General features: G+C 68.3%; 20 protein-coding genes. 13 read left to right on the forward strand and 7 right to left on the reverse strand.

Going from position 1 to position 24,641, the window contains the following annotated elements; genetic code table 11:
• Window positions 1-111: 111 nt before the first annotated feature.
• From PSPA7_RS02370 to PSPA7_RS02380, 3 genes are all read left to right on the forward strand, one after another.
• Window positions 112-516 carry an NINE protein gene (locus PSPA7_RS02370; RefSeq protein ID WP_003155375.1) on the forward strand — a complete coding sequence of 135 codons (405 nt, stop codon included), beginning with the start codon at window positions 112-114 and terminating at the stop codon, window positions 514-516.
• 241 nt (window positions 517-757) lie between these two features.
• Entirely contained in the window at window positions 758-2,131 is a 1,374-nt protein-coding gene (locus PSPA7_RS02375) for a pyridoxal-phosphate dependent enzyme (RefSeq protein WP_003157911.1), read from the forward strand.
• Window positions 2,128-3,312, forward strand: a complete 1,185-nt coding sequence (locus tag PSPA7_RS02380) for a cystathionine gamma-synthase (protein ID WP_012073996.1) — start codon at window positions 2,128-2,130, stop codon at window positions 3,310-3,312. Before PSPA7_RS02375 ends, PSPA7_RS02380 begins: the two co-directional genes overlap by 4 nt.
• 246 nt (window positions 3,313-3,558) lie before the next feature.
• Here PSPA7_RS02380 and PSPA7_RS02385 read toward each other — a convergent pair whose 3' ends face one another.
• The 7 genes from PSPA7_RS02385 to gshB form a co-directional block, all read right to left on the reverse strand.
• Window positions 3,559-4,830, reverse strand: a complete 1,272-nt coding sequence (locus tag PSPA7_RS02385; RefSeq protein ID WP_012073997.1) for a dihydroorotase — start codon at window positions 4,828-4,830, stop codon at window positions 3,559-3,561.
• On the reverse strand, window positions 4,827-5,831 hold the full coding sequence (locus PSPA7_RS02390; RefSeq protein ID WP_003157750.1) for an aspartate carbamoyltransferase catalytic subunit: 1,005 nt from the start codon (window positions 5,829-5,831) through the stop codon (window positions 4,827-4,829). Before PSPA7_RS02390 ends, PSPA7_RS02385 begins: the two co-directional genes overlap by 4 nt.
• 23 nt (window positions 5,832-5,854) lie before the next feature.
• Complete coding sequence (pyrR, locus tag PSPA7_RS02395) at window positions 5,855-6,367, reverse strand: bifunctional pyr operon transcriptional regulator/uracil phosphoribosyltransferase PyrR (protein ID WP_003157749.1); 513 nt, start codon at window positions 6,365-6,367, stop codon at window positions 5,855-5,857.
• A gap of 100 nt (window positions 6,368-6,467) precedes the next feature.
• Window positions 6,468-6,902 (reverse strand): Holliday junction resolvase RuvX, encoded by a 435-nt coding sequence (gene ruvX / locus PSPA7_RS02400; protein ID WP_003157748.1) that lies wholly within the window; start codon window positions 6,900-6,902, stop codon window positions 6,468-6,470.
• A complete protein-coding gene (locus tag PSPA7_RS02405; RefSeq protein ID WP_012073998.1) occupies window positions 6,902-7,471 on the reverse strand; it encodes a YqgE/AlgH family protein in 570 nt (189 codons plus the stop codon). Before PSPA7_RS02405 ends, ruvX begins: the two co-directional genes overlap by 1 nt.
• Window positions 7,472-7,519: 48 nt before the next feature.
• On the reverse strand, window positions 7,520-8,413 hold the full coding sequence (locus tag PSPA7_RS02410; RefSeq protein ID WP_003157746.1) for an energy transducer TonB: 894 nt from the start codon (window positions 8,411-8,413) through the stop codon (window positions 7,520-7,522).
• A gap of 135 nt (window positions 8,414-8,548) precedes the next feature.
• Window positions 8,549-9,502, reverse strand: a complete 954-nt coding sequence (gene gshB / locus PSPA7_RS02415) for a glutathione synthase (protein WP_012073999.1) — start codon at window positions 9,500-9,502, stop codon at window positions 8,549-8,551.
• A 254-nt stretch (window positions 9,503-9,756) separates the two neighbouring features.
• Between gshB and pilG the strand changes: the two genes are divergently transcribed.
• From pilG to PSPA7_RS02465, 10 genes are all read left to right on the forward strand, one after another.
• Window positions 9,757-10,164, forward strand: a complete 408-nt coding sequence (gene pilG, locus PSPA7_RS02420; RefSeq protein WP_003148848.1) for a twitching motility response regulator PilG — start codon at window positions 9,757-9,759, stop codon at window positions 10,162-10,164.
• Window positions 10,165-10,210: 46 nt separating this feature from the next.
• Entirely contained in the window at window positions 10,211-10,576 is a 366-nt protein-coding gene (gene pilH / locus PSPA7_RS02425; protein WP_003084587.1) for a twitching motility response regulator PilH, read from the forward strand.
• A gap of 49 nt (window positions 10,577-10,625) precedes the next feature.
• Window positions 10,626-11,162 carry a chemotaxis protein CheW gene (locus PSPA7_RS02430; protein WP_003148849.1) on the forward strand — a complete coding sequence of 179 codons (537 nt, stop codon included), beginning with the start codon at window positions 10,626-10,628 and terminating at the stop codon, window positions 11,160-11,162.
• Window positions 11,163-11,247: 85 nt separating this feature from the next.
• A complete protein-coding gene (gene pilJ / locus PSPA7_RS02435) occupies window positions 11,248-13,296 on the forward strand; it encodes a chemotaxis chemoreceptor PilJ (protein WP_012074000.1) in 2,049 nt (682 codons plus the stop codon).
• A gap of 60 nt (window positions 13,297-13,356) precedes the next feature.
• Window positions 13,357-14,232, forward strand: a complete 876-nt coding sequence (pilK, locus tag PSPA7_RS02440; RefSeq protein ID WP_003148852.1) for a type 4 fimbrial methyltransferase PilK — start codon at window positions 13,357-13,359, stop codon at window positions 14,230-14,232.
• A gap of 11 nt (window positions 14,233-14,243) precedes the next feature.
• On the forward strand, window positions 14,244-21,620 hold the full coding sequence (gene chpA / locus PSPA7_RS02445) for a chemotaxis signal transduction system protein ChpA (RefSeq protein WP_012074001.1): 7,377 nt from the start codon (window positions 14,244-14,246) through the stop codon (window positions 21,618-21,620).
• On the forward strand, window positions 21,613-22,644 hold the full coding sequence (locus tag PSPA7_RS02450) for a chemotaxis protein CheB (RefSeq protein ID WP_012074002.1): 1,032 nt from the start codon (window positions 21,613-21,615) through the stop codon (window positions 22,642-22,644). Before chpA ends, PSPA7_RS02450 begins: the two co-directional genes overlap by 8 nt.
• Window positions 22,641-23,147, forward strand: a complete 507-nt coding sequence (locus PSPA7_RS02455) for a chemotaxis protein CheW (protein WP_012074003.1) — start codon at window positions 22,641-22,643, stop codon at window positions 23,145-23,147. Before PSPA7_RS02450 ends, PSPA7_RS02455 begins: the two co-directional genes overlap by 4 nt.
• A gap of 7 nt (window positions 23,148-23,154) precedes the next feature.
• Window positions 23,155-23,949, forward strand: coding sequence for an AraC family transcriptional regulator (locus tag PSPA7_RS02460; RefSeq protein ID WP_012074004.1), 795 nt, complete (start codon window positions 23,155-23,157; stop codon window positions 23,947-23,949).
• 76 nt (window positions 23,950-24,025) lie between these two features.
• The gene (locus tag PSPA7_RS02465) at window positions 24,026-24,637 is read left to right on the forward strand and encodes a LysE family translocator (RefSeq protein ID WP_012074005.1); all 612 of its coding nucleotides are present in this window, start codon (window positions 24,026-24,028) and stop codon (window positions 24,635-24,637) included.
• Window positions 24,638-24,641: the final 4 nt, after the last annotated feature.

Raw genomic sequence — 24,641 nt, forward strand, 5'->3', positions numbered from 1 at the left:
TAGGCAATTGCAAAACTGTCATGCGCCGGCACGCTCTGGCGCGGCGTCCGCCGCTCCGCTACCCTGCGGCTCAGACGCGGCCGCAGGCGCCGCATGGAACAAGGGGGACGCATGACGCAGCAGCACGACACCCACAGCAAGGCCATTGGCTACCTGCTGTGGATCTTCGGTTTCACCGGTTCGCACCGCTTCTATTACGGCAAGCCGATCACCGGGACCATCTGGTTCTTCACCTTCGGCCTGTTCTTCATCGGCTGGATCGTCGACCTGTTCCTCATTCCATCGATGGACCGCGAGGCCGACCGCCGTTTCCAGGGCGGTAACCTGGACTACAATGTGGCCTGGATCCTGCTCACCTTCCTCGGCGCACTGGGTGTGCACCGGATGTACATGGGCAAGTGGATCACCGGGATCATCTACCTGTTCACTGGCGGCCTGTTCTTCCTCGGCGTGCTCTACGATTTCTGGACCCTCAACGGACAGGTGTCCGAGCGCAACGGGCCGCAGCGCATCTGAGGTCCGTCGCCAGTCGCGAGAAAGCCCGCCATCCGGCGGGCTTTTTCATGGGCCTCGTGGCGGTCGGCGGGAATCCTTCCGGCGGCCGCAAGGAACCAAAGGTTCTAACGTTCTACCTGTAGGTTATTGGCGCCCGCGCGCGCCAGCCCCTATGGTCTGCAGGCCCCAGAACGGATAGGTGCAATGGCTCACGAGGCCGCGCACCGTATCGCTCCGTACGGAAACACCGATAGGAGAAGAGATGACTTCCGACTCACGCCCCGCCGTGCTCGACCTGATCGGCAATACCCCGCTGGTTCGCGTGACGCGCTTCGATACCGGCCCCTGCACCCTGTTCCTCAAGCTCGAATCGCAGAACCCCGGCGGCTCCATCAAGGACCGCATCGGCGTCGCCATGATCGAGGCCGCCGAACGCGACGGTCGCCTGCGGCCCGGTGGCACCATCGTCGAGGCCACCGCCGGCAACACCGGCCTCGGCCTGGCCCTGGTCGGCCGCGCCAAGGGCTACCGGGTGGTGCTGGTGGTGCCGGACAAGATGTCCACCGAGAAGGTCCTGCACCTGCGCGCCATGGGCGCCGAGGTGCACATCACCCGCTCGGACGTCGGCAAGGGCCATCCGGAGTACTACCAGGACGTTGCCGCGCGTCTGGCGCAGGACATTCCCGGCGCCTTCTTCGCCGACCAGTTCAACAACCCGGCCAACCCGCTGGCCCACGAGTGCGGCACCGGCCCGGAGCTCTGGGCGCAGACCGGCCACGACCTCGACGCCGTCGTCGTCGGCGTCGGCTCTTCCGGCACCCTGACCGGGCTGACGCGGTTCTTCCAGAAGGTCCAGCCGGATCTGGAGATGGTCCTCGCCGATCCGCAGGGCTCGATCATGGCCGAGTACTCGCGCTCCGGGACCTTGGGAACGCCCGGCTCCTGGGCGGTGGAAGGCATCGGTGAAGACTTCGTGCCGGCCATCGCCGATCTTTCCAGCGTGCGCCACGCCTATTCCATCGGTGACGAGGAAAGCTTCGCCATGGCCCGCGAGCTGCTGCGGGTCGAGGGCATCCCCGGCGGCTCCTCCACCGGCACCCTGCTGGCCGCGGCGCTGCGCTACTGCCGCGAGCAGACGGAGCCGAAGCGGGTGGTCAGCTTCGTCTGCGATACCGGTACCCGCTACCTGTCGAAGATCTACAACGACCAGTGGATGACCGATCAGGGCCTGCTCCAGCGCAAGCATTATGGCGACCTGCGCGACATCATCGCGCGGCGCTTCGAGGAGGGCCGGGTGATCAGCGTCGGCCCGGACGACACCTTGCTCACCGCCTTCCAGCGCATGCGCCTGGCCGACGTTTCGCAATTGCCGGTGCTGGACAACGGAAAACTGGTCGGCGTGATCGACGAGTCGGATATCCTGCTCGGCGTGCACGCCGATGCGCCGCGCTTCCGCGATGCGGTAAGCAGCGCGATGAACGCCGCGCCGGAGACCCTGGCTCCCGGCGCCAGCCTGGGCGAGTTGCAGGCGGTCCTCGACCGCGGTCTGGTGGCGATCGTCGCAGACGCCAGCGGCTTCCACGGCCTGATCACCCGTTTCGACCTGTTGAACCATTTGCGGAGAAAGCTCACATGAGCCAGCACGACCAGAACCCCGACGCCCCGGCCCAGGCCTTCGCGACCCGGGTCATCCACGCCGGGCAGGCCCCCGATCCCTCGACCGGCGCGATCATGCCGCCGATCTACGCCAATTCCACCTACATCCAGGAAAGCCCCGGGGTGCACAAGGGGCTCGACTATGGCCGCTCGCACAACCCGACGCGCTGGGCCCTGGAGCGCTGCGTCGCCGACCTCGAAGGCGGCGCCCAGGCGTTCGCCTTCGCCTCCGGCCTGGCGGCGATCTCCTCGGTGCTGGAACTGCTCGACGCCGGCTCCCACATCGTTTCCGGCAATGACCTCTACGGCGGTACCTTCCGCCTGTTCGAGCGGGTCCGCCGGCGCAGCGCCGGGCATCGCTTCAGCTTCGTCGATCCGACCGACCTGTCGGCCTTCGAGGCCGCGCTGACCCCGGAAACCCGCATGATCTGGGTGGAAACCCCGAGCAATCCGCTGCTGCGCCTCACCGACCTGCGCGCCATCGCCCAGCTCTGCCGCGCCCGCGGCATCATCAGCGTGGCCGACAACACCTTCGCCAGTCCCTATATCCAGCGTCCCCTGGAGCTGGGCTTCGACGTGGTGGTGCACTCCACCACCAAGTACCTGAACGGCCACTCCGATGTGATCGGCGGCATCGCCATCGTTGGCGACAACCCGGACCTGCGCGAACGCCTGGGCTTCCTGCAGAACTCGGTGGGCGCCATCTCCGGGCCGTTCGACGCCTTCCTCACCCTGCGCGGGGTGAAGACCCTGGCGCTGCGCATGGAGCGCCACTGCAGCAATGCCCTGGCCCTGGCCCAGTGGCTGGAGCGTCAGCCGCAGGTGGCGCGGGTGTACTATCCCGGGCTGGCTTCGCACCCGCAGCATGAGCTGGCGAAACGGCAGATGCGTGGTTTCGGCGGGATGATCTCCCTCGACCTGCGCTGCGACCTGGCCGGCGCCCGGCGGTTCCTGGAGAACGTACGGATCTTCTCCCTGGCGGAGAGCCTGGGCGGGGTGGAAAGCCTGATCGAGCATCCGGCGATCATGACCCACGCCAGCATCCCGGCGGAAACCCGTGCCGAACTGGGCATCGGTGACTCGCTGATCCGCCTGTCGGTGGGCGTCGAGGCGCTGGAGGACCTGCAGGCCGACCTGGCGCAGGCGCTGGCGAAGATCTGAGGCTCCGCAGGGAGCGGCGCCGACCGGCGCGGCTGCCGGCCATCGGGTGTTTCCGGCGAGCATGCCTCGGCGGATAACGCTCCGCGTTATTCGCCCTGCCGTTGAGGCGGGTTGGTGGCAGAGGCTTCCCGTCTCCCCTCCTTTCCGGGAGAGGCCGCCCGCCCCGGCAACGGATAGGCCCCCGCAATCGCGAACGCGAAGATGAAAAAGCCCGCCGGATGGCGGGCTTTTTCATGCTGGCAGGGATCAACCCTCGTGGGTCAGGTGTCCGTCCACCAGGGTGTAGCGCACCCGCCCCGGCAGGCAGTGACCGATGAACGGGCTGTTCTGTCCCTTCGAGTACCAGCTTTCGCCGGCCAGGGTCGAGCCCTGCGGGTCGAACAACACAAGGTCGGCCGTCTGGCCGACCGCCAGGCGCCCGGCGGGCAGGCGCAGCGCCTGGGCCGGGCCGTGGGCGAGGCGGGCGAGCAGGGTCGGCAGGTCGAGCAGGCCGTCCTGCACCAGCGTCAACGCCAGCGGCAGCAGCAGTTCGGCGCCGCTGATGCCCGGCTCGGTGGCGGCGAACGGCGCATTCTTGGCGTCCGCCTCGTGGGGCTGGTGGTGGCTGGCGATGGCTTGTACCACGCCGCTCTTCACCGCCTCGCGCAGGGCTTCGCGGTCGGCCCTGGTGCGCAGCGGCGGTTGCACGTGGTAGAGGCTGGAGAAACCCACCAGCGCTTCGTCGGTGAGGATCAACTGGTACAGCGCCACGTCGCAGGTCACCGGCAGGCCGCGGGCCTGGGCCTGGGCGACGAGCTCGATGCCGCGGGCGCTGGTCAGCTGGCTGAAGTGCGCGCGCACGCCGCTCTGTTCCACCAGCAGCAGGTTGCGGGCCAGGGCCACGGTCTCGGCGGTTTCCGGGATCCCGGCGAGGCCGAGGAAACTGGCGGTCGGACCTTCGTGGGCGAGCCCGCCTTCGGCGAGATCGGGATCCTGCGAGGTGAAGATCACCGTCAGGTCGAAGGTCGCCGCGTACTCCAGCGCGCGGCGCAGGATGCGGTTGCTGGCGAAGCCATGCAGGCCATTGGTGAAGGCCACGCAACCGGTGTCGCGCAGCGCCACCAGTTCCGACAGCTGCTCGCCGCCGAAGCCGCGGGTCAGTGCGCCGATGGGGTAGACCTTGGCGTTGCCGGCCTCGCGGGCGCGGTCGAGGATCAGTTCGGCCACCGCCGGGGTGTCCAGCACCGGCCGGGTGTAGGGCGGGCAGCACAGGCTGGTGGTGCCGCCGGCGGCGGCGGCGCGGGTCTCGCTTTCGACGTTGCCCTTGCGTCCGTAGCCCGGCTCGCGCAGGGCGACGCTGAGGTCGACCAGTCCAGGCGCAGCCACCAGGCCGGCGCCGTCGAGGGTCTTCTGGGCGCTGAAGCCGGCTGGCGCGGCGCCGATGGCGACGATCCTGCCGGCCTCGATGTGGAGATCGCCGACCTGGTCCAGGCCGCTGGCCGGGTCGATGACGCGGGCGCCTCGGATACTGATGGTCATTCGGCGTCCTCCTGTTCCAGCTGGCGTTGGGTGTTCTGGCCGCTCATGGCCATGGACAGCACCGCCATGCGGATGGCGATGCCATAGGTGACCTGGTTGAGGATCACCGACTGGGCCCCGTCGGCCACCGCCGATTCGATCTCCACGCCACGGTTGATCGGCCCCGGGTGCATGACGATGGCATCCGGCCTGGCCAGCTTCAGGCGCTTCTCGGTCAGGCCGTAGAGCCTGAAGAACTCGCCCTCGCTGGGCAGCAGGCCACCCTGCATGCGCTCGCGTTGCAGGCGCAGCATGATCACCACGTCGACGTCCTTCAGGCCTTCGTCGGCGTTGGTGAAGACGCGCACGCCGTACTGTTCTTCCAGGCCGACCGGCAGCAGGGTGCGCGGAGCGATCACGCGGATGTCCGGACAACCCAGGGTCTTGAGCGCCAGCATATTCGAGCGGGCCACACGTGAATGCAGGATATCGCCGACGATCGCCACCGATAGCTGCTCGAAGTTCCCTTTGTGCCGGCGGATGGTCAGCATGTCGAGCATCCCCTGGGTGGGGTGCGCGTGGCGGCCGTCGCCGCCGTTGATCACCGCCACGTTGGGGCTGACGTGCTCGGCGATGAAGTGCGCCGCGCCCGAGTCGCTGTGGCGCACCACGAACATGTCGGCGGCCATCGCCTCCAGGTTGCGCAGGGTGTCGGTGAGCGTCTCGCCCTTGCTGGTGGAGGAGGTCGATACGTTGAGGCTGATCACGTCGGCCGACAGCCGCTGGGCGGCCAGCTCGAAGGTGGTGCGGGTGCGCGTGGAGTTCTCGAAGAACACGTTGCAGACGGTCTTGCCGCGCAGCAGCGGGACCTTCTTCACCGCGCGGGCGCCGACTTCCAGGAAGGAGTCGGCGGTGTCGAGGATTTCGGTGAGCAGCTCGCGGGGCAAACCGTCGAGCGAGATGAAGTGGCGCAGCTGGCCCTGGTCGTTGAGCTGCAGCGGGCGCTTGGCGTCTGTCGGCATGGGGCAGGCCCTAGTGAAGAGGATCAGGAAGCGGGGGAGAGGACCTTGCGCTCGAGGGCGAGCGGTGCGGGACCGACCAATTTTACCCGTTCATCGCGGCCCAGGGACAGGGTCTGGCCGACCACGTCGGGGCGGATCGGCAGTTCGCGGGCATTCAGGTCGAGCAGGCAGACCAGGGTCACGCTGGCCGGGCGTCCGTAGTCGAACAGTTCGTTGAGCGCGGCGCGGATGGTCCGGCCGCTCATCAGCACGTCGTCCACCAGGACCAGGTGCTGGCCGTCGATCTCGAACGGCAGCGCCGACGGTCGGACCTGCGGGTGCAGGCCGTTCCGGGTGAAGTCGTCGCGGTAGAAGGAGACGTCGAGGGTGCCCAGCGGTTCTTCGTTGCCCAGCGCCTTCAGCAGGGCTTCGGCGACCCAGATACCGCCGGTGTGGATGCCGACGTAGCGTGGCCGCTCGATGCCACGCTCGGCGAGATGGGCGCGCAGGTCGCTGGCCATGCGCGGCAGCAGTTCGGCGGGGTTGGGTAGGCTCATGGTGGCTCCTCGCTGACATCGATGGGATGGCCGCCGGGGCGGAGGGCGCCCGCGGTGGCGCAAGCTTAGCGGCGGTCGGCGCGGCGCCGGCTGCCGTGGGTCAATTCGGGTGTTCGGCCAGCCAGCCTTCCAGCAGCAGGGCGGCGGCCAGGGCGTCGACCGGACGCTCGCGGTAGCCGTCGCGCTGGCCCTGGGCCAGGCGTTCGCCTTTGGCGGCGTAGGTGGTCAGGCGCTCGTCGTGGGTAAACACCGGCAGGTTGAAGCGGCCGTTGAGGCGGCGGCCGAACTTCTCGGCGCGCTCGCTCATTTCACTGGGGCTGCCGTCCATGTTCAGCGGCAGGCCGACGACGATGGCGTCCGGCTGCCATTCCTTGATCAGGGCTTCCACGCGGTTCCAGTCCGGTACCCCGTTCTGCGCCTTCAGCACGCACAGCTCGCGAGCCTGGCCGGTGACCGCCTGGCCGACGGCGACACCGATCTGCCGGGTGCCGTAGTCGAAGCCCAGCAGCAGGCGCAGCGGCTTGTCGGCGGCCATCAGGCGTGTCCGGCCTGGGCGGTGAGCAGGCTGAGGTTGACCCCCAGGCACGCGGCGGCGGCGCTGAGGCGTTCCTCGGCGGGCAGGTCGAAGAGGATCGCCGGGTCCGCCGGGCAGGTCAGCCAGGCGTTGTCGCTGAGTTCCGCCTCCAGCTGGCCGGCTTCCCAGCCGGCGTAGCCGAGGCTGATCAGGCTCTTCTCCGGGCCGGTGCCGGCGGCGATGGCGAACAGCACGTCCTGCGAGGTGGACATCGCCAGCTCACCCAGTTCCAGGGTCGACTGGTACGCCAGGCCGCTGGGGTGGAGGACGAACCCCCGGTCGGTCTGCACCGGGCCGCCGTTGTAGATCTCGATGTGCTGGCAGCGCGCCGGCGGCAGGACGTCCGGCTTGAGCTGCTCGAGGACTTCGGCCAGGTTGAGGCCGCTGGGGCGGTTGATCACCAGGCCCATGGCGCCCTGATCGTTGTGTTCGACCAGGTAGGTCACGGTCTGGGCGAAATTGGGGTCGGCCATGTGCGGCATGGCGATCAGGAAATGATGCTTGAGATAGGTTGGGCTGCTCTGTTTCATGGCCGCTAGTGTCCTGCTTCGGACGCGAGAAAGCCAGTCTTGCCCGCGCTACTTGCTGGACAGCCGGTCGCCGCGCTCGAAACGCCAGGTACGGATGATTTCCAGCCGGTCGATGTCGGCCAGGTCGCCGCTGAATGGCGCGTAGGGCGCGGCCAGGCGGACGATGCGCTGGGCGGCCTGGTCGAGGATCGGTTCGCCGGAGGACTCCAGCACCTGCACCTCGTAGATGGTCCCGTCGCGGTTGATCGACACCAGCAGCCGCAGGCTGCCGTAGAGCTTCTGCCGGCGCGCCTCGTCGGGGTAGTTGAGATTGCCGATGCGCTCGATCTTCTTGCGCCAGTCCTCCTTGTACCAGGCACCCTTGTCGCGCATGGTCGAGGCGGCGCTCAGGCGATGGATGCGCGGGCGCTTGGCATAGGCCTGCTGTTCCTTGGCCAGGTCGGCCTCGAGGCTGGCGATTTCCGCCGACAGCTGGGACGAGTCGAACTGCGGCGCCGGCTTGGCGACCTGCTCGGCCTTCTGTGCCTGGGTCTTGCTCGGGGCCTTCTGCTGGCGCTGGCGGGTGGTGGTCACCGCGGCCTTGGGCGCCTCTTCGCTCCTGGCCTGCTTCGGCGTGGCCGGCGGCGCCACCTTCTTCACCTGGTTGTCCTGGAACGGCGCGACCTCGGTGGTCTTCGGCGCGGCCTTGTGCTCCAGGGTGCCGCTGCCCTGCTGGTTCATCTGCGCGAGATAGTCGGCCTTCTCCGGCGTCTTGTCGCTCTTGAAGGTGGCCAGGGTGATCTCCAGGGTCTTGCTGATCTGGCTCGGCGCGGGCATGGAGAAGCCCACCCCGAGGATCAGGGCGACGTGCAGGATGGCGGCGATGAACAGGGTGAAGCCCAAACGGTCCGCCGGGCGGACGCCGGCAACGGCGGAGGGGGACTTGAGGACGGCGGCGTTCATTGCGGATCGTGGTGGCTGGCGTGGGGCGAAGTCTGCCGATGGGGGGCGCAAAAGTCTATGACGCACTCCGCGCCTTGGACACGCGGTCGCTCGCCGTGGCGCATCGAGCGGGCGGGCCGGGGCCCGCCCACCGGCTCAGCGGGCAGCCAGCTGGGCGGCGATGGCATCCATCAGCTTGTCGCCGATGCGGGTGTCGAAGGCCTGGTCGATTTCGCGGATGCAGGTCGGGCTGGTGACGTTGATTTCCGTCAGATAGTCGCCGATCACGTCGAGGCCGACGAACAGCAGGCCGCGCTCGCGCAGGTGCGGACCGACCTCGGCGGCGATCCAGCGGTCGCGCTCGCTCAGCGGCTGGGCCACGCCGCGGCCGCCGGCGGCGAGGTTGCCGCGGGTCTCGCCCTGGGCCGGGATGCGTGCCAGGCAGTAGGGCACCGCTTCGCCGTCGATCATCAGGATGCGCTTGTCGCCATCCTTGATTTCCGGCAGGTAGCGCTGCGCCATGATCTGCTGGCTGCCATGCCGGGTGAGGGTCTCGAGGATCACCGAGAGGTTCGGGTCGCCCTCGCGATGCCGAAATATCGACGAACCGCCCATTCCGTCCAGGGGTTTGAGAATGATGTCACGATGCTCCGCGGCAAACTCGCGCAGAATATCGGATCGACGGCTGACCATCGTCGGCGGGGTGCACTGGGTGAACTGCGTGGCGAAGAACTTCTCGTTGCAGTCGCGCAGGCTCTGCGGACGGTTCACCACCAGGGCGCCGGCGCGCTCGGCCTGCTCCAGCAGGTAGGTCGAATAGACGAATTCGTTATCGAAGGGCGGGTCCTTGCGCATCAGGATCACGTCCAGTTCGTGCAGCGGCTGGTCGCTTTCCGCTTCCAGTTCGAACCAGCGGGAGGCATCGTTGAAGACCTTCAGCGGGCGCATGCGGCCACGGGCGACACCGGCCTTCTGGTAGAGGTCCTGCTGTTCCATGTAGAACAGCGACCAGCCGCGGGCCTGGGCCGCCAGCAGCATGGCGAGCGAGCTGTCCTTCTTGAAGTTGATGCGCGCGATGGGGTCCATGACGATCCCGAGGCGTACGCTCATGGGGGTTCCTCCGAAAGGGGGTGAGTTGTCCGGTCGCGGCGGGGAGGCCGCGTGGCAAGCGGGTTTGACGCTCAGGTTGGCGCCCCGTTTGCGCTTGGTCAAGGAAAAAGCCGGCCTGTTCTGGGCATTATGGCTAGAGTTGCGTCGAGTGTGCTAAAAAGGCCCGCGATTGGGTCGCAGCCCGTCGGTGACAGGGCGTTAGCGCACTGAAGAAAACACAGAAGAATGATTCACCGAGTCGATATAGGGCGAACATGGAACAGCAATCCGACGGTTTGAAAGTGATGGTGATCGACGATTCGAAAACGATTCGTCGCACCGCCGAAACGCTGCTTAAGAAGGTCGGTTGCGACGTGATCACGGCGATCGACGGCTTCGATGCCCTGGCGAAGATCGCCGATACCCACCCGAACATCATCTTCGTCGACATCATGATGCCGCGCCTGGATGGCTACCAGACCTGCGCCCTGATCAAGAACAACAGTGCGTTCAAGTCCACCCCGGTGATCATGCTGTCCTCCAAGGACGGCCTGTTCGACAAGGCCAAGGGGCGCATCGTCGGCTCCGACCAGTACCTCACCAAGCCGTTCAGCAAGGAAGAACTGCTGGGCGCGATCAAGGCACACGTACCCAGCTTCACTCCGCTGGACGCCGCTTCCTGATATCCGGCCGCATGGCCGTTGATGCTTATTTCGTGATGGGGATCCCATGGCTCGTATTTTGATTGTTGATGACTCTCCGACCGAGATGTACAAGCTGACCGCCATGCTGGAAAAGCATGGCCACCAGGTACTCAAGGCCGAGAACGGCGGCGACGGCGTCGCCCTGGCGCGCCAGGAAAAGCCCGACGTGGTCCTGATGGATATCGTCATGCCCGGCCTCAACGGGTTCCAGGCGACCCGCCAGCTGACCAAGGACGCCGAGACCAGCGCCATCCCGGTGATCATCGTCACCACCAAGGACCAGGAGACCGACAAGGTCTGGGGCAAGCGCCAGGGCGCGCGCGACTACCTGACCAAGCCGGTGGACGAAGAGACGCTGCTGAAAACCATCAATGCGGTGCTGGCGGGCTGAGCCCGCCGCAGCGCATCGCTCATCCTGACCCGGAAAGACCAGGCCCCGCATGTCGGACGTTCAGACCCCCTTCCAACTCCTCGTCGACATCGACCAGCGCTGCCGACGCCTGGCCGCCGGCCTGCCGGCGCAGCAGGAGGCGGTGCAGAGCTGGAGCGGGATCGGCTTCCGCATGGGCGGCCGGTTCTTCGTCGCGCCGATGGGCGAGGTCGGCGAAGTCCTGCACGAGCCGCGCTACACCCAGCTGCCGGGCGTGAAGACCTGGGTCAGGGGAGTGGCCAACGTGCGTGGCCGCCTGTTGCCGATCATGGACCTCTGCGGGTTCCTCGGTACCGAACTGTCGCCCTTGCGCAAGCAGCGGCGGGTGCTGGTGGTGGAGCACCTGGACGTGTTCGCCGGCCTCATCGTCGATGAGGTGTTCGGCATGCAGCACTTCCCGGTGGACACCTTCAGTGAACAGCTGCCGCCGCTAGAAGCGGCACTGCAACCCTTCATTCATGGCGTCTTCCATCGAGAGCAGCCGTGGCTGGTGTTCAGCCCGCACGCGCTGGCGCAACACCAGGGCTTCCTCGACGTCGCCATATAAACAGCTTCACCGGTTGGGCCGGTTCTGCCGGCCCGTGTCGTGACATGGAAATCGTAATCGTGGTCGGTCCGGGCGGGGGCCAAATATGAAGAAAATCAACGCAGGCAATCTTTTCGCGGGCATGCGCAGCAGCTCGGTGATCGCGGGGCTGTTCATCGTCCTCATCGTCTCGATCGTGTTGCTGTTCGCCAACTTTGCCTACCTCAACACCCAGTCGAACCATGACAAGCAGTACATCGGCCATGCCGGCGAACTGCGCGTCCTGTCGCAGCGGATCGCGAAGAACGCCACCGAAGCGGCGGCGGGCAAGGGCGAGGCGTTCAAGCTCCTGAAGGACGCGCGCAACGACTTCGAGAAACGCTGGAACATCCTGGTCAACGGCGACGAGAGCACATCCCTGCCGCCCAGTCCGGAAGCGGTGAAGCCGCAGATGGACGTGGTGCAGCAGGACTGGGACGGCCTGCGCAAGAACGCCGACTCGATCCTCGCCAGCGAACAGACCGTACTGTCCCTGCACCAGGTGGCCTCGACCCTCGCCGAAACCATCCCGCAGCTGCAGGTGGAGTACGAGGAGGTGGTCGACATCCTGCTGGAGAACGGCGCCCCGGCCGACCAGGTCGCGGTCGCCCAGCGCCAGTCGCTGCTGGCCGAACGTATCCTCGGCTCGGTGAACAAGGTGCTGGCCGGCGACGAGAACTCGGTGCAGGCCGCCGACAGCTTCGGCCGTGACGCCAGCCTGTTCGGCCGCGTACTGAAGGGCATGCAGGAAGGCAATGCGGCGATGAGCATCTCCAAGGTGACCAACGCCGAGGCGGTGGACCGCCTGAACGAGATCGCCGAGCTGTTCGAGTTCGTCTCCGGCTCGGTGGACGAGATCCTCGAGACCTCGCCCGACCTGTTCCAGGTCCGGGAAGCGGCGAACCACATCTTCAGCGTTTCGCAGACCCTGCTGGACAAGGCCTCGCGACTGGCCGACGGCTTCGAGAACCTGGCCGGCGGACGCAGCATCAACCTGTTCGCCGGTTACGTGCTGGGTGCCCTGGCCCTGGCCTCGATCATCCTGATCGGTCTGGTGATGGTACGCGAGACCAACCGCCGGCTGGCCGAGACCGCCGAGAAGAACGACCGCAACCAGGCCGCGATCCTGCGTCTGCTCGATGAGATCGCCGACCTCGCCGATGGTGACCTGACCGTGGCCGCGACCGTGACCGAGGACTTCACCGGCGCCATCGCCGACTCGATCAACTACTCCATCGACCAGCTTCGCGAGCTGGTGGAAACCATCAACCAGACCGCCGTGCAGGTGGCCGCCGCGGCCCAGGAAACCCAGTCCACCGCGATGCACCTGGCCGAAGCTTCCGAGCACCAGGCGCAGGAAATCGCCGGCGCCTCGGCGGCGATCAACGAAATGGCGGTGTCGATCGACCAGGTATCGGCGAACGCCTCGGAATCCTCGGCGGTAGCGGAGCGTTCGGTAGCCATCGCCAACAAGGGCAACGAGGTGGTGCACAACACCATCACCGGGATGGACAACATCCGCGAGCAGATCCAGGACACCTCGAAGCGGATCAAGCGCCTCGGCGAATCGTCCCAGGAGATCGGCGACATCGTCAGCCTGATCAACGACATTGCCGACCAGACCAACATCCTCGCCCTGAACGCCGCGATCCAGGCGTCGATGGCGGGGGACGCGGGCCGCGGCTTCGCCGTGGTGGCGGACGAGGTACAGCGTCTGGCGGAACGTTCCTCGGCGGCGACCAAGCAGATCGAGGCGCTGGTGAAGACCATCCAGACCGACACCAACGAAGCGGTGATCTCGATGGAGCAGACCACCTCCGAGGTGGTCCGCGGCGCGCGCCTGGCCCAGGACGCCGGTGTGGCCCTGGAGGAGATCGAGAAGGTATCCAAGACCCTCGCGGCGCTGATCCAGAACATCTCCAACGCCGCCCGTCAGCAGGCATCGTCGGCCGGCCACATTTCCAACACCATGAACGTCATTCAGGAGATCACCTCGCAGACCTCCGCCGGTACCACCGCCACCGCGCGGAGCATCGGCAACCTGGCGAAGATGGCGAGCGAGATGCGCAACTCGGTATCCGGCTTCAAGCTGCCGGAGGGCGTGGAGCAGGCCTGAGCATAGGCGTGGCGGCCGCCTGGCGGGCGCCGCGTCGACACCTTGGACGAGGGACACGGCATGCAGGCGAACGGCGTCTGGTCACTGCAGCCGCTGGCCGACATGTCGGCAGCGGAGTTCCGCGACTGGCAGGTGCTGCTGGAGAACCGCACCGGCGTGGTGCTCAACGAGCAGCGCCGGACGTTCCTGCAGACCAGCCTGACCGCGCGCATGCGTGAACTGGGCATCGGCGACTACCACAGCTACTACCGCCAGGTGACCGACGGTCCGCGTGGCGCGGTGGAGTGGGCGATCCTGCTGGATCGCCTGACCGTCCAGGAAACCCGTTTCTTCCGCCATCCCCCGTCTTTCGAGCTGCTCGAGCGCTACCTGGGCGAGCGCCTGGGCCGCGAGGGCATGCCCAGGCCCTGGGCGTTGTGGAGCGTCGGCTGCTCCAGCGGCGAGGAACCTTACTCGATGGCGATGTGCGCGGCGCAGGCGCTGCGCGGGTGGCAACGGGGCGATTTTTTCGGCGTCACCGGGACGGATATCAGCCTGCATGCCCTGCAACGGGCGCGCGCGGCGAACTATCCGGCCCGCAAGCTGGAGCAACTGCCGGCGGAAATGGTCGAGCGCTATTGCGAACGCCAGGCCGATGGCAGCTTCAGCGTGAAAACGATACTGACCGGGCGCGTCTGCTGTGCCCGGTTGAATGTGCTGGACCTGGCGAAGGCGCCATGGTCCGGCATGGACGTGATTTTTTGTCAGAACCTGCTGATCTACTTCCGTCGCTGGCGACGGCGCGAGATCCTCAACCGCCTGGCCGAACGGCTGGCGCCGGGGGGCTTGCTGGTGATCGGGGTCGGCGAAGTGGTCGACTGGAGCCATCCGGAGCTCGAGCCGGTCGCCGACGAGCGGGTCCTGGCCTTTACCCGTAAGGGGTACTCAGGCACATGAATGGAGTGGCTATGGGTGACCGGCACGACTACGTCGCTCTGGAATGGGTGAAAGGCGAGATCGCCGAAACCCTGAAGCAGGCGCGCCAGGCGCTGGAAGCGTTCGTCGAGAACCCGCAGGACCCGACCCGCATGCGGTTCTGCCTGACCTACGTGCACCAGGGGCAGGGCACCCTGCAGATGGTCGAGTTCTATGGCGCGGCGCTGCTCGCCGAGGAAATGGAACAACTGGTCCAGGCGTTGCTGGACGGCCGCGTGCCGAACCAGGGCGAGGCCCTGGAAGTGCTGATGCAGGCGATCCTGCAACTGCCGGTCTACCTCGACCGGATCCAGACCGCCCGGCGCGACCTGCCGATGGTGGTCCTGCCGCTGCTCAACGACCTGCGCGCCGCGCGCGGCGAGAAGCTGCTCTCGGAAACCAGCCTGTTCGCGCCCGACCTGTCGCGGCGCCAGCCGCAACTGGACGGCGAGGCCATCGCGCAACTGCGCACCGACGAACTCGGCGGCCTGCTGCGCAAGCTGCGCCAGACCCAGCAGATGGCCCTGGTCGGCCTGCTGCGCAACCAGGACGTGGCTACCAGTCTCGGCTACCTGGCGCGCGTCTACGCGCGCCTCGAAGGACTGTGCCGCGAGGCGCCGCTGGGGCCGCTGTGGAGCATCGCCTCCGGCCTGGTCGAGGGCCTGGCCAACGGCAGCGTGGTCAACAGCGCCTCGGTGCGCACCCTGCTGCGCCAGCTCGACCGCGAACTCAAGCGCCTGGTCGAGCAGGGCGCCGACGGGCTGAACCAGGCCGCGCCGGACGAACTGATCAAGAACCTGCTGTTCTACGTGGCCAAGGCGCCGTCGCAGTCGCCGCGGATCCGTGCGCTGAAGGAGCAGTACCGCCTCGACGAGGCGCTGCCCGACCACGAGACGGTGGACGCCGAGCGCGCCCGCCTGGCCGGACCCGACCGCGACGCCATGCGGTCGGTGGTCGGCGCGCTGTGCGAGGAGCTGGTGCGGATCAAGGACAGCCTCGACCTGTTCGTGCGCAGCGACCGCGCCCATCCCGCCGAGCTGGACGCCCTGCTGGCGCCGCTCAAGCAGATCGCCGACACCCTGGCGGTGCTCGGCTTCGGCCAGCCGCGCAAGGTCATCCTCGACCAGCTCGACGTCGTCCATGCCCTGGCCCAGGGCCGCCGCGAGCCGAGCGACGCGACCCTGATGGACGTCGCCGGCGCACTGCTCTACGTCGAAGCGACCCTGGCCGGCATGGCCGGTCCCGGCGACGAGCGCAACAGCGAGGAAAGCCGGCTGCCGACCACCGACGTGGCGCAGATCCACCAGTTGGTCATCAAGGAAGCGCGCAATGGCCTGGAGCAGGCCAAGGACGCGATCATCGAGTTCATCGCCTCGCAGTGGAACCACGAACACCTGGCCCGCGTGCCCGAACTGCTGACCCAGGTCCGTGGCGGCCTGGCGATGATCCCGCTGGAGCGCGCCGCGAGCCTGCTGGAAACCTGCAACCGCTACATCCAGGAACAGCTTCTGGCGCGCAGGGCGGTGCCGGACTGGCAGAGCCTGGATACCCTGGCCGACGCCATCACCAGCGTCGAGTACTATCTCGAGCGTCTGAGCGAGGACCACGAGAGCCAGAGCGACCTGATCCTCGACGTTGCCGAGGACAGCCTGGCGAACCTCGGCTATACGCTGAAACCGCATTCGTCGGCCCCGGCCGAACCCAGCCTGTCCGAGCCCGGTGCCGTCGAGTCACCGATTGCCGAGCCGGAGATGCCGGAGGTGATTGCCGAGGCCGCCGAAGCGCCGCTACAGCCGCCCGCCGACACGGCTTCTGCCGAGGCGACGAGGGAAGATGCCCCGCAGCTGGCCAGCGACGACAACCGGACCCTGGGCGAAGTCGCGCCCGACGCCGGCGAGGCTTCCCTCGACCTGGCCCTGGACCTGTCGCTGGACGGCTCCAGCGACGTACCGCCGGCGTTGCCGGAGGTGGTCGAGGAGAGCGGCCAGTCGCAGTCGACCCCGGCGCCTGCCCGCAGCCTGGAAGACTTCAACCTCGACGAGATCGACCTCTCCGGCCTCGACCTGCCCGCCGATGCGGCCCCGGCCTCCGAGCCGGCGCCCTTGGCGGACTGGTCGCTGCCGGAGCAGTGGGGCCTCGGCGATGACCTGGCACAGCCGGCGCTGGTCTTCGACGCGCCGCTGGAAAGCCTGGAACCGTTGCCGGCGCCGGAGCCTTTCGACGGGCCCGCTGAACAGGAGCTGGCTCTCGATTCGTTCGATCCGTTGCCGCTGGATGTAGCCTTGCCGGAGGCAGAGGTCGAAGTGTCCGCCTGGGAAGGCTCGAGCCTGGAGGAGCTGGACCTTTCCGACCTCGATCTCCCCGAGGTGCAACTGCCCGAGGTCGAGACTCCGCCTGCTGCCGAGGCGCTCGCCAGCGAAGCGCCGGCGCTGTCGCTGGCCGAGGTGATGGCCGCGCCGGTGCAGCCGATCAACCCGCCGGCGCAGAACGTGCCGGTCAGCCTGCTGCCGCCGCCGGCCGACGAGGAACCGGTGGACGAGGAGCTGCGCGAGGTCTTCATCGAGGAGGCCGGCGAGGTCCTGGAGACCATCGGCCAGTACCTGCCGGCCTGGAAGGCCGACCAGGACGACCGCGAGGCGCTGACCGAAGTGCGCCGTGCCTTCCATACCCTCAAGGGCAGCGGACGGATGGTCCGCGCCCTGGTGATCGGCGAACTGGCCTGGTCGATCGAGAACCTGTTCAATCGCGTGCTCGACCGCAGCATCGCCGCCAGCGAGCCGGTGCGGAGCGTGGTCGACCAGGTGGTGGCGCTGTTGCCGGAGCTGGTCGAGGAGTTCGCCGCCAACGCCCAGCGCCAGCGCGACGACGTCGATCTGCTGGCGGCCACCGCGCATGCCCTGGCCAGGGGCGAGCCGCTGCCGGAACCGCCGGCGCCGGACGACCGTGGCGTACCGCCGGAAGTCGAGGCGCAGCAGCCGGTGGCCCCGGAGGATGGCGCCCCGGCACTGCCGTTGGCCGACGCGCCGCAGGCCGCCGCCGAGGCGGAGAGCGACGTCGAGCTGCTCGATCCGCAACTCCTGGAAATCTTCACCAACGAGGCGGAGACCCACCTGGAGGCCCTGGTCGGCTTCCTCGCCGACTGCGCCCGCGAACTGCCGCAGCCGGTCACCGACGCCTTGCAGCGCGCCCTGCATACCCTCAAGGGCAGCGCGCACATGGCCGGCATCCTGCCGATCGCCGAGATCGCCACGCCGCTGGAAAAACTGGTCAAGGAATACAAGTCCAACCTGCTCGCCTTCGACCTGCGCGAAGCCGAGCTGCTGCACGACGCCGAGCAGCTGTTCCGCATCGGCCTGGAGCAGGTCGGCGAGCGCCGTCCGCTGAATCCGATTCCCGGCAGCGTCGCGTTGCTGGAGCGGATCGAGGCGCTGCATCAGGAGCGCATCGCCTCGCTCGAGGCCGATCGCTACAGCGATGCCGGAGAGCGCCGCGATCCGCTGCTGATCGAAGCCTTCCTCGCCGAAGGCATGGACATCCTGCTGGACGCCGAGGACCTGCTCGAGCGCTGGCACGAGCATCCGCAGGAGCGCCAGGAACTGAGTGCGCTGCGCGAGGAACTCAGCGCCCTGGGCCGCGGCGCCCAGCACGCCGAGTTGCCGCAGGTGGAAGAACTCTGCCAGGCCTTGCTGACGCTGTATGAGGCCGTCGAGCAGGGCCGCCTGGCGGTCAGCCCGGCGTTCTTCGAGGAAGCCCGCCAGGCCCACGAAGCATTGATCGGGATGATGGACCAGGTCGCCGCCGGCCTGCAGGTGACGCCTCGTCCCGAGCGGGTCGCGGCCCTGCAGGAACTGCTGGAAACGCCCGCCGCCGAAACCGTTCCGTTCATCGATCCGGAGAGCCTCGACGCCGACGATTTCCCCCCGGAAGACCAAGAGTCGACCCTCCCCGGGGCGGTCTTCGAAGAGACCGGGGTGCCTGTCGAGGAGACCGTGTCGGCGGCGCCTGCGCCGGCTCCCGGCCGCGAGCTGGACGAGGAAATGGTGTCGATCTTCCTCGAAGAGGCGGTGGATATCCTCGAAAGCGCCGGCCAGGCCCTGGCCCAATGGCAAGCCGAGCCGGGCGCGCTGTCTTCGCTCAACGCCCTGCAGCGCGACCTGCACACCCTCAAGGGTGGCGCGCGGATGGCCCAGATCGCCGAGATCGGCGACCTCGCCCACGAACTGGAGTCTCTCTACGAGGGCCTGGTCGACCGCCGCTACCAGCATTCCCCGCGACTCTCCGAGCTGTTGCAGGCGTGTCACGACCGCCTGGCCGAGCAACTCGAGCAGTTGAGCGCCGGCCGGGCGCTGGCCGACCCGGAAGACCTGATCCTGGCGATCCGCCAATTCCGCCAGGGCCCGCTGGCCGAGGCGGCGCAGGGCGAGGCGCAGAGTCCCGCCGAGGAACCCGTCGCGCCTGCCGGCGAGGAGCCTGCCGAGACGCCGCAGCCCGCTGCGGAGGCTTTCGAGGAGCGCGATCCCGAGCTGGTGGAGATCTTCCTCGAAGAAGGCTTCGATATCCTCGACAGCGCCGCCGCCGCGCTGCAACGCTGGATCGACGACGTCGACAACACCATCGAGCTGGAAGCCCTGCAGCGCGACCTGCATACCCTCAAGGGCGGTGCGCGGATGGCCGAGATCGCTGAGATCGGCGACCTCGCCCACGAGCTCGAATTCCTCTACGAGGGTCTCTGCGGCGGACGCCTGCGCGCCAGCCCGCCCTTGTTCGGCCTGCTGCAGCGCTGCCACGACGAGCTGGCCGAGATGCTCGAGGCGGTACGTGGCCAGCGCGAGCTGCCCGACGGCCAGGCGCTGATCGCGGAGATCAGGCGCCTGCGCAGCGATCCCGAGGAGCAACTGAGCGTACCCACCAGCGTCAGCCTCAAGCCGCTGGCGGGGAAGGGCGCGGCGGCCGATGAGAGCGAGATCCTCGATATCTTCCTCGAGGAAGCCGACGACCTGCTGGAGAATCTCGAACTGGCGCTCGGCCGCTGGGACGGCGGCAGCGGCGACGCCCAGCCGCTGGACGACCTGCTGCGGATCCTGCACACCCTCAAGGGCGGCGCGCGACTGGCCGGCCAGACCGAGCTGGGCAACCTGGCCCACGACCTCGAGCAGCATCTTACCGACGCGCAGCAACAGGGCGCGCCGTGGCCGGACAGCCTGCTGCTGGATGCGCAGTCGGGACTGGAAGGCCTGCAGCGGCAGGTCGACCTGCTGCGCGAGCGGCTGGCCGAGGACGACGAGGCCGGTGAGCGCCCCGAGGCTGCCCAGGCGCCGGTCCAGGCCGACGATACCGATCGCGCGGTGGCCTCCGCGCTGGCCGAGCTGACCCGCCTGGCCCCGGCGGCCGGCGCGATCATGGCGGCCGAGGCGGCGCCTCCGGCTGCCCCGGCCACCACCCTGCCGTTCGTGCGCAAGGCCCGGGAAGCCGCCCAGGAAGCCGCTTCCCGGCGTGCCCCGCAGGAACTGGTGAAGGTGCCGGCGGAACTGCTGGAGAACCTGGTCAACCTGGCGGGCGAGACTTCGATTTTCCGCGGCCGGGTCGAGCAGCAGGTGAGCGACGTCGGCTTCACCCTCGGCGAGATGGAGTCCACCATCGAGCGGGTGCGCGACCAGTTGCGCCGCCTCGACACCGAGACCCAGGCGCAGATCCTCTCGCGCCACCAGGCCGACGCCGAACGCGCCGGCTACGAGGAATTCGACCCGCTGGAAATGGACCGCTATTCGCAGTTGCAGCAGCTCTCGCGCGCGCTGTTCGAATCGGCTTCCGACCTTCTCGACCTGAAGGAAACCCTGGCGGCGAAGAACCGCGACGCGGAGACCCTGCTGCTGCAACAGGCGCGGGTCAACACCGAACTCCAGGAAGGCCTGATGCGCACCCGCATGGTGCCGTTCGACCGCCTGGTGCCGCGCTTGCGGCGGATCGTCCGGCAGGTCGCCGGCGAGCTTGGCAAGCAGGTCGAGTTCGTGGTCGGCAACGCCGACGGCGAGATGGACCGTACCGTCCTCGAGCGCATCGTCGCGCCGCTGGAGCACATGCTGCGCAACGCCGTGGACCACGGCATCGAGTCCGGCGAGACGCGCCGCGCGGCCGGCAAGCCGGAGCACGGGACGATCCGCCTGAACATCGGCCGCGAGGGCGGCGACATCCTCCTCACCCTTTCCGACGACGGCGCCGGCATCCGCCTCGACGCGGTGCGGCGCAAGGCCATCGAGCGTGGCCTGATGAGCGCCGACAGCGACCTGAGCGATCATGAGGTGTTGCAGTTCGTGCTCGAGTCCGGCTTCTCCACCGCCGAGAAGGTCACCCAGATCTCCGGACGCGGCGTCGGCCTCGACGTGGCCAACTCCGAGGTCAAGCAGCTCGGCGGCTCGGTGAGCATCCAGACCGAGCCGGGCCAGGGCACCCGCTTCAACGTGCGGCTGCCGTTCACCGTGTCGGTGAACCGGGCGCTGATGGTGCTCTCCGGCGAGGATCTCTACGCGGTGCCGCTGAACACCATCGAGGGCATCGTGCGGGTTTCCCCCTACGAACTGGAGGCGCTCTACGAACAGCGCGGCGAGGCGGGGCTGGATACGCCCAGCTTCGAATACGCCGGGCAGTCCTACGAGCTGAAATACCTCGGCGAACTGCTGAACAACGGCCAGGAGCCCAAGCTGGTCGGCCAGTCGCTGCCGCTGCCGGTGATCCTGGTGCGCTCCTCGGAACACGCGGTGGCGGTGCAGGTCGACTCGCTGGCCGGTTCCCGCGAGATCGTGGTGAAGAGCCTCGGGCCGCAATTCGCCGGGGTTGCCGGGATTTCCGGGGCGACCCTGCTCGGCGATGGCCGGGTGGTGGTGATCCTCGACCTGCTGGCGACCATCCGTTCCCGACACGCGCTGCTCGGCCAGGAAAGCCGCCGCGAACGCCTGGCGTTGCGCCAGGAAACGGCGGCGAGCGAGAGCGAGCAGCAGCGGCCGCCACTGGTGATGGTGGTGGACGACTCGGTCACCGTGCGCAAGGTCACCACGCGCCTGCTGGAGCGCAACGGCATGAACGTGCTCACCGCGAAGGATGGCGTGGACGCCATCGCCCAGCTCCAGGAGCACCGTCCGGATATCCTCCTGCTGGACATCGAGATGCCGCGCATGGACGGTTTCGAGGTCGCCACCCTGGTGCGCCACGACGAGCGCCTGGGCAACCTGCCGATCATCATGATCACCTCGCGGACCGGCGAGAAGCACCGCGAGCGCGCGCTGGGCATCGGCGTCAACCAGTACCTCGGCAAGCCTTACCAGGAAACCGAGCTGCTGGAAGCCATCCAGTCCCTGGTCGGCCAGCATGACTGAGCGTGCCACGCCGCGGGTCGCGGTGATCGCCGACACCTCGCTGCAGCGCCACGTGCTGCAGCAGGCGCTGCTCGGCCATGGCTACGAGGTGGTGCTCAACGCCGACCCGGCCAGGGTCGACGACGCCGCGCTGGAGTGCGCGCCCGACCTGTGGCTGGTGGACCTGACCCAGCAGGACGACTCGCCGCTGCTGGACAGCCTGCTGGAGCAGGACCGCGCGCCGGTGCTGTTCGGCGAGGGCCACGCGCCGGAGCGGCATACCGAACATTACCCGCGCTGGGAGCGGCGGCTGATCGCCAAGCTGAAGCGCTTGATCGGCGACCCCAGCGATGGCGTTGGCGATAGCCTCGGCGCATTGCTCGACGAAGAGCGTCCAGCGCGCCTGGAGATTCCCGGCGATCTCGCGGCGATGCCGCTGCAGGCCGGTGAGCCGGCCCGCGAGGTATGGCTGCTGGCGGCCTCGCTCGGCGGGCCGGCGGCGGTCAAGGCGTTCCTCGACGCCCTGCCCGGCGGCCTGCCGATCGCCTTCCTCTATGCCCAGCACATCGATGCCAGCTTCGAGCAGAGCCTGCCGCAGGCCGTCGGCCGGCACAGCCAGTGGCACGTGAAGAACGTCCGCGATGGCGAAGCGCTGCGCTGCGGCGAAGTCCAGGTGGTGCCGGTGCTCCATGAGCTCGGTTTTCACCATGACGGGCGGCTGAAATGCAGCCAGCGTCCCTGGCCCGAGCCCTACACGCCGTCCATCGACCAGATGATGCTCAACCTGGCCCAGCAGTTCGGCCCGGACTGCGGGGTGATCGTGTTCAGCGGCATGGGGAGCGACGGCAGCGCCGCCGCCGCCTATGTGCGGCGCCAGGGCGGCGAGGTGTGGACCCAGCGCGCCGACAGTTGCGTCTGTTCGAGCATGCCGGACAGCTTGCGCGAGGCCGGTTACAGCAGTTTCAATGCCAGCCCACGCGAACTGGCCGAGGCATTGGTCAAGCATCTGGCCGCACGCTGCGCGCCGACAGGAGTCGAAACATGAACCAGGCCGTGATCGAGCAGGATGGCATGAGCCGCAAACCCCTCGCCGCCCCGACCCCGGACAGCCTCACCGGGCTGCTCCTGCCGCTGAGCGACCGCACCCTGCTGTTGCCCAACGTCGCCGTGGCCGAGCTGATCGCCTATCGCAACCCGCAGGTCGCCGCCGGCCTGCCGCAGTGGTACCTCGGCCAGGTCGCCTGGCGCGACCTGCGCCTGCCGCTGCTGTCCTTCGAAACGGCTTCCAGCGGCGAGCGGCAGCCGGTCCTCGGCAGCAGCGCGCGGGTGGTGGTGATCAACGCCCTCGGCGGTCGTCCCCATGTGAAATTCCTCGCCCTGCTGGTGCAGGGCATCCCCCGCTCGGTGCGGCTGGACGCCAATCTTGCGGCCACTGCCGCGCCGCTGGCGGCGCTGGAACTGGCGGCGGTGGACATCGGCGGCGAAACCGCGCGGATTCCGGACCTGGCCGGACTGGAAGAGAAGCTCGCCGACGCCGGCCTGATCTGAGCCGCCCATGGCCGGCCTGCAGCATGCGCGGATCGGCGCCTCCCTCGAGGTAGCCTGCGCCAGCCTGGCCGGGCATCGCTTCGAGAAGCACAGCCATGACGAGTTCGTCATCAGCGCCAACCTGTGCGGGCTGGAGGAGATCTGGCTGGACGGTCGCACCTTCCAGGCCGACAGCGGCGACCTGACCCTCTACAACCCGGGGCAGATCCAGGGCGGCGGCGTCCGCGACGGCCAGCCCTGGCGCTTCGCCAGCCTCTATCTGCCTGCCGCCGAGCTGGCGAACAGCCTGGATCTTTCCTCCGTCGAGTTCGACCGCCCGCTGCTGCGCAGTCCGGCGCTGGGCCGCGAGTTGGCCGCCAGCATCGAAGCCTTGCTGGCCAGCGACCGTTTCGCCCGCGAACGGGGCGAGGAGCGCCTGCTGGAATTCCTCGGTCGCCTGCTGGCGGCGAGCGGAACCCGCCTGCCACGCAGGGCCGACCCGGGGCGCCCGGCTGTCGTCCGTCTGCAGGCGCTGCTCGCCGAGCACCTGGCCGAACCGCCGGACCTGGATGGCATGGCGGAGCAGGTGGGCCTGTCGAAGTACCACCTGCTGCGGGCCTTCAAGAAGGCCACCGGGCTTAGCCCGCGACAGTGGAGCATGCAATTGCGCACCCGCCGCGCCCTCGGCCTGTTGCGCCGTGGCCTGGCGGTGGGCGAGGTGGCCCACGCCCTGGGCTTCGCCGACCAGAGCCACCTGACCCGTTACTTCAGCAGCGCCTACGGTATCTCGCCGGGCCGCTACCAGCGCGCCGTGCGCGGCTGACCTGCGCAATCCGGTTCAAGTTTCCAGCGCCGCCGACGGGGATAATCCGGCGACCCACCCGCGGAGACGCCGTTCCATGCTCGCCATCTTTCTCGCTGCCCTGCTGTTCGGTTTTGCCTTCAATATCTCCCCTGGAGCGGTGTTCAGCGAAACGCTGCGCCGCGGTTTGACCGGTGGCTTCCGCCCGGCGTTGCTGGTGCAGTTGGGCTCGTTGATCGGCGATGCGGTCTGGGCCCTGCTCGGCCTTACCGGACTGGCGCTGCTGCTGGGCTACGAGCAGGTGCGGATGCCCCTGACCCTGGTTTGCGCCGTCTACCTGGCCTGGCTCGGCGTGCAGGGCCTGCGCGACGCCTGGAATCCACCGCTGGCGGCGGAAAACGTCGGCGAGCAGGGACGCAACGCCTTCGGCGCCGGCGCGGCGATCTCCCTGTCCAACCCGAAGAACCTGGTCTATTGGGGGGCCCTCGGCAGCGCCCTGGCGGGGATCGTCGACGGCACGCCGAACCAGGCGCAGTCGCTGGTGTTCTTCGCCGGCTTCATGCTCTCGTCGCTGATCTGGTGCTTCTGCTGCGCAGCGCTGGTGGACTGGCTGCGGCGCAACACCTCGCTGTTCTGGCACCGCGTCAGCTACGCCGGCTGCGGCGTGCTCCTGCTCGGCCTGGCGGGATTGGCGCTGCGCGGCCTGTAGCGTC

This window comes from Pseudomonas paraeruginosa PA7 (genome assembly GCF_000017205.1).
Classification (GTDB): domain Bacteria; phylum Pseudomonadota; class Gammaproteobacteria; order Pseudomonadales; family Pseudomonadaceae; genus Pseudomonas; species Pseudomonas paraeruginosa.

Excerpts from the sequence above, each read along its gene's own strand:
- PSPA7_RS02370 (WP_003155375.1), top strand. The coding sequence starts at position 112 with ATGACGCAGCAGCACGACACCCACAGCAAGGCCATTGGCTACCTGCTG.
- PSPA7_RS02375 (WP_003157911.1), top strand. The coding sequence starts at position 758 with ATGACTTCCGACTCACGCCCCGCCGTGCTCGACCTGATCGGCAATACC.
- PSPA7_RS02380 (WP_012073996.1), top strand. The coding sequence starts at position 2,128 with ATGAGCCAGCACGACCAGAACCCCGACGCCCCGGCCCAGGCCTTCGCG.
- PSPA7_RS02385 (WP_012073997.1), bottom strand. The coding sequence starts at position 4,830 with ATGACCATCAGTATCCGAGGCGCCCGCGTCATCGACCCGGCCAGCGGC.
- PSPA7_RS02390 (WP_003157750.1), bottom strand. The coding sequence starts at position 5,831 with ATGCCGACAGACGCCAAGCGCCCGCTGCAGCTCAACGACCAGGGCCAG.
- pyrR (WP_003157749.1), bottom strand. The coding sequence starts at position 6,367 with ATGAGCCTACCCAACCCCGCCGAACTGCTGCCGCGCATGGCCAGCGAC.
- ruvX (WP_003157748.1), bottom strand. The coding sequence starts at position 6,902 with ATGGCCGCCGACAAGCCGCTGCGCCTGCTGCTGGGCTTCGACTACGGC.
- PSPA7_RS02405 (WP_012073998.1), bottom strand. The coding sequence starts at position 7,471 with ATGAAACAGAGCAGCCCAACCTATCTCAAGCATCATTTCCTGATCGCC.
- PSPA7_RS02410 (WP_003157746.1), bottom strand. The coding sequence starts at position 8,413 with ATGAACGCCGCCGTCCTCAAGTCCCCCTCCGCCGTTGCCGGCGTCCGC.
- gshB (WP_012073999.1), bottom strand. The coding sequence starts at position 9,502 with ATGAGCGTACGCCTCGGGATCGTCATGGACCCCATCGCGCGCATCAAC.
- pilG (WP_003148848.1), top strand. The coding sequence starts at position 9,757 with ATGGAACAGCAATCCGACGGTTTGAAAGTGATGGTGATCGACGATTCG.
- pilH (WP_003084587.1), top strand. The coding sequence starts at position 10,211 with ATGGCTCGTATTTTGATTGTTGATGACTCTCCGACCGAGATGTACAAG.
- PSPA7_RS02430 (WP_003148849.1), top strand. The coding sequence starts at position 10,626 with ATGTCGGACGTTCAGACCCCCTTCCAACTCCTCGTCGACATCGACCAG.
- pilJ (WP_012074000.1), top strand. The coding sequence starts at position 11,248 with ATGAAGAAAATCAACGCAGGCAATCTTTTCGCGGGCATGCGCAGCAGC.
- pilK (WP_003148852.1), top strand. The coding sequence starts at position 13,357 with ATGCAGGCGAACGGCGTCTGGTCACTGCAGCCGCTGGCCGACATGTCG.
- chpA (WP_012074001.1), top strand. The coding sequence starts at position 14,244 with ATGGGTGACCGGCACGACTACGTCGCTCTGGAATGGGTGAAAGGCGAG.
- PSPA7_RS02450 (WP_012074002.1), top strand. The coding sequence starts at position 21,613 with ATGACTGAGCGTGCCACGCCGCGGGTCGCGGTGATCGCCGACACCTCG.
- PSPA7_RS02455 (WP_012074003.1), top strand. The coding sequence starts at position 22,641 with ATGAACCAGGCCGTGATCGAGCAGGATGGCATGAGCCGCAAACCCCTC.
- PSPA7_RS02460 (WP_012074004.1), top strand. The coding sequence starts at position 23,155 with ATGGCCGGCCTGCAGCATGCGCGGATCGGCGCCTCCCTCGAGGTAGCC.
- PSPA7_RS02465 (WP_012074005.1), top strand. The coding sequence starts at position 24,026 with ATGCTCGCCATCTTTCTCGCTGCCCTGCTGTTCGGTTTTGCCTTCAAT.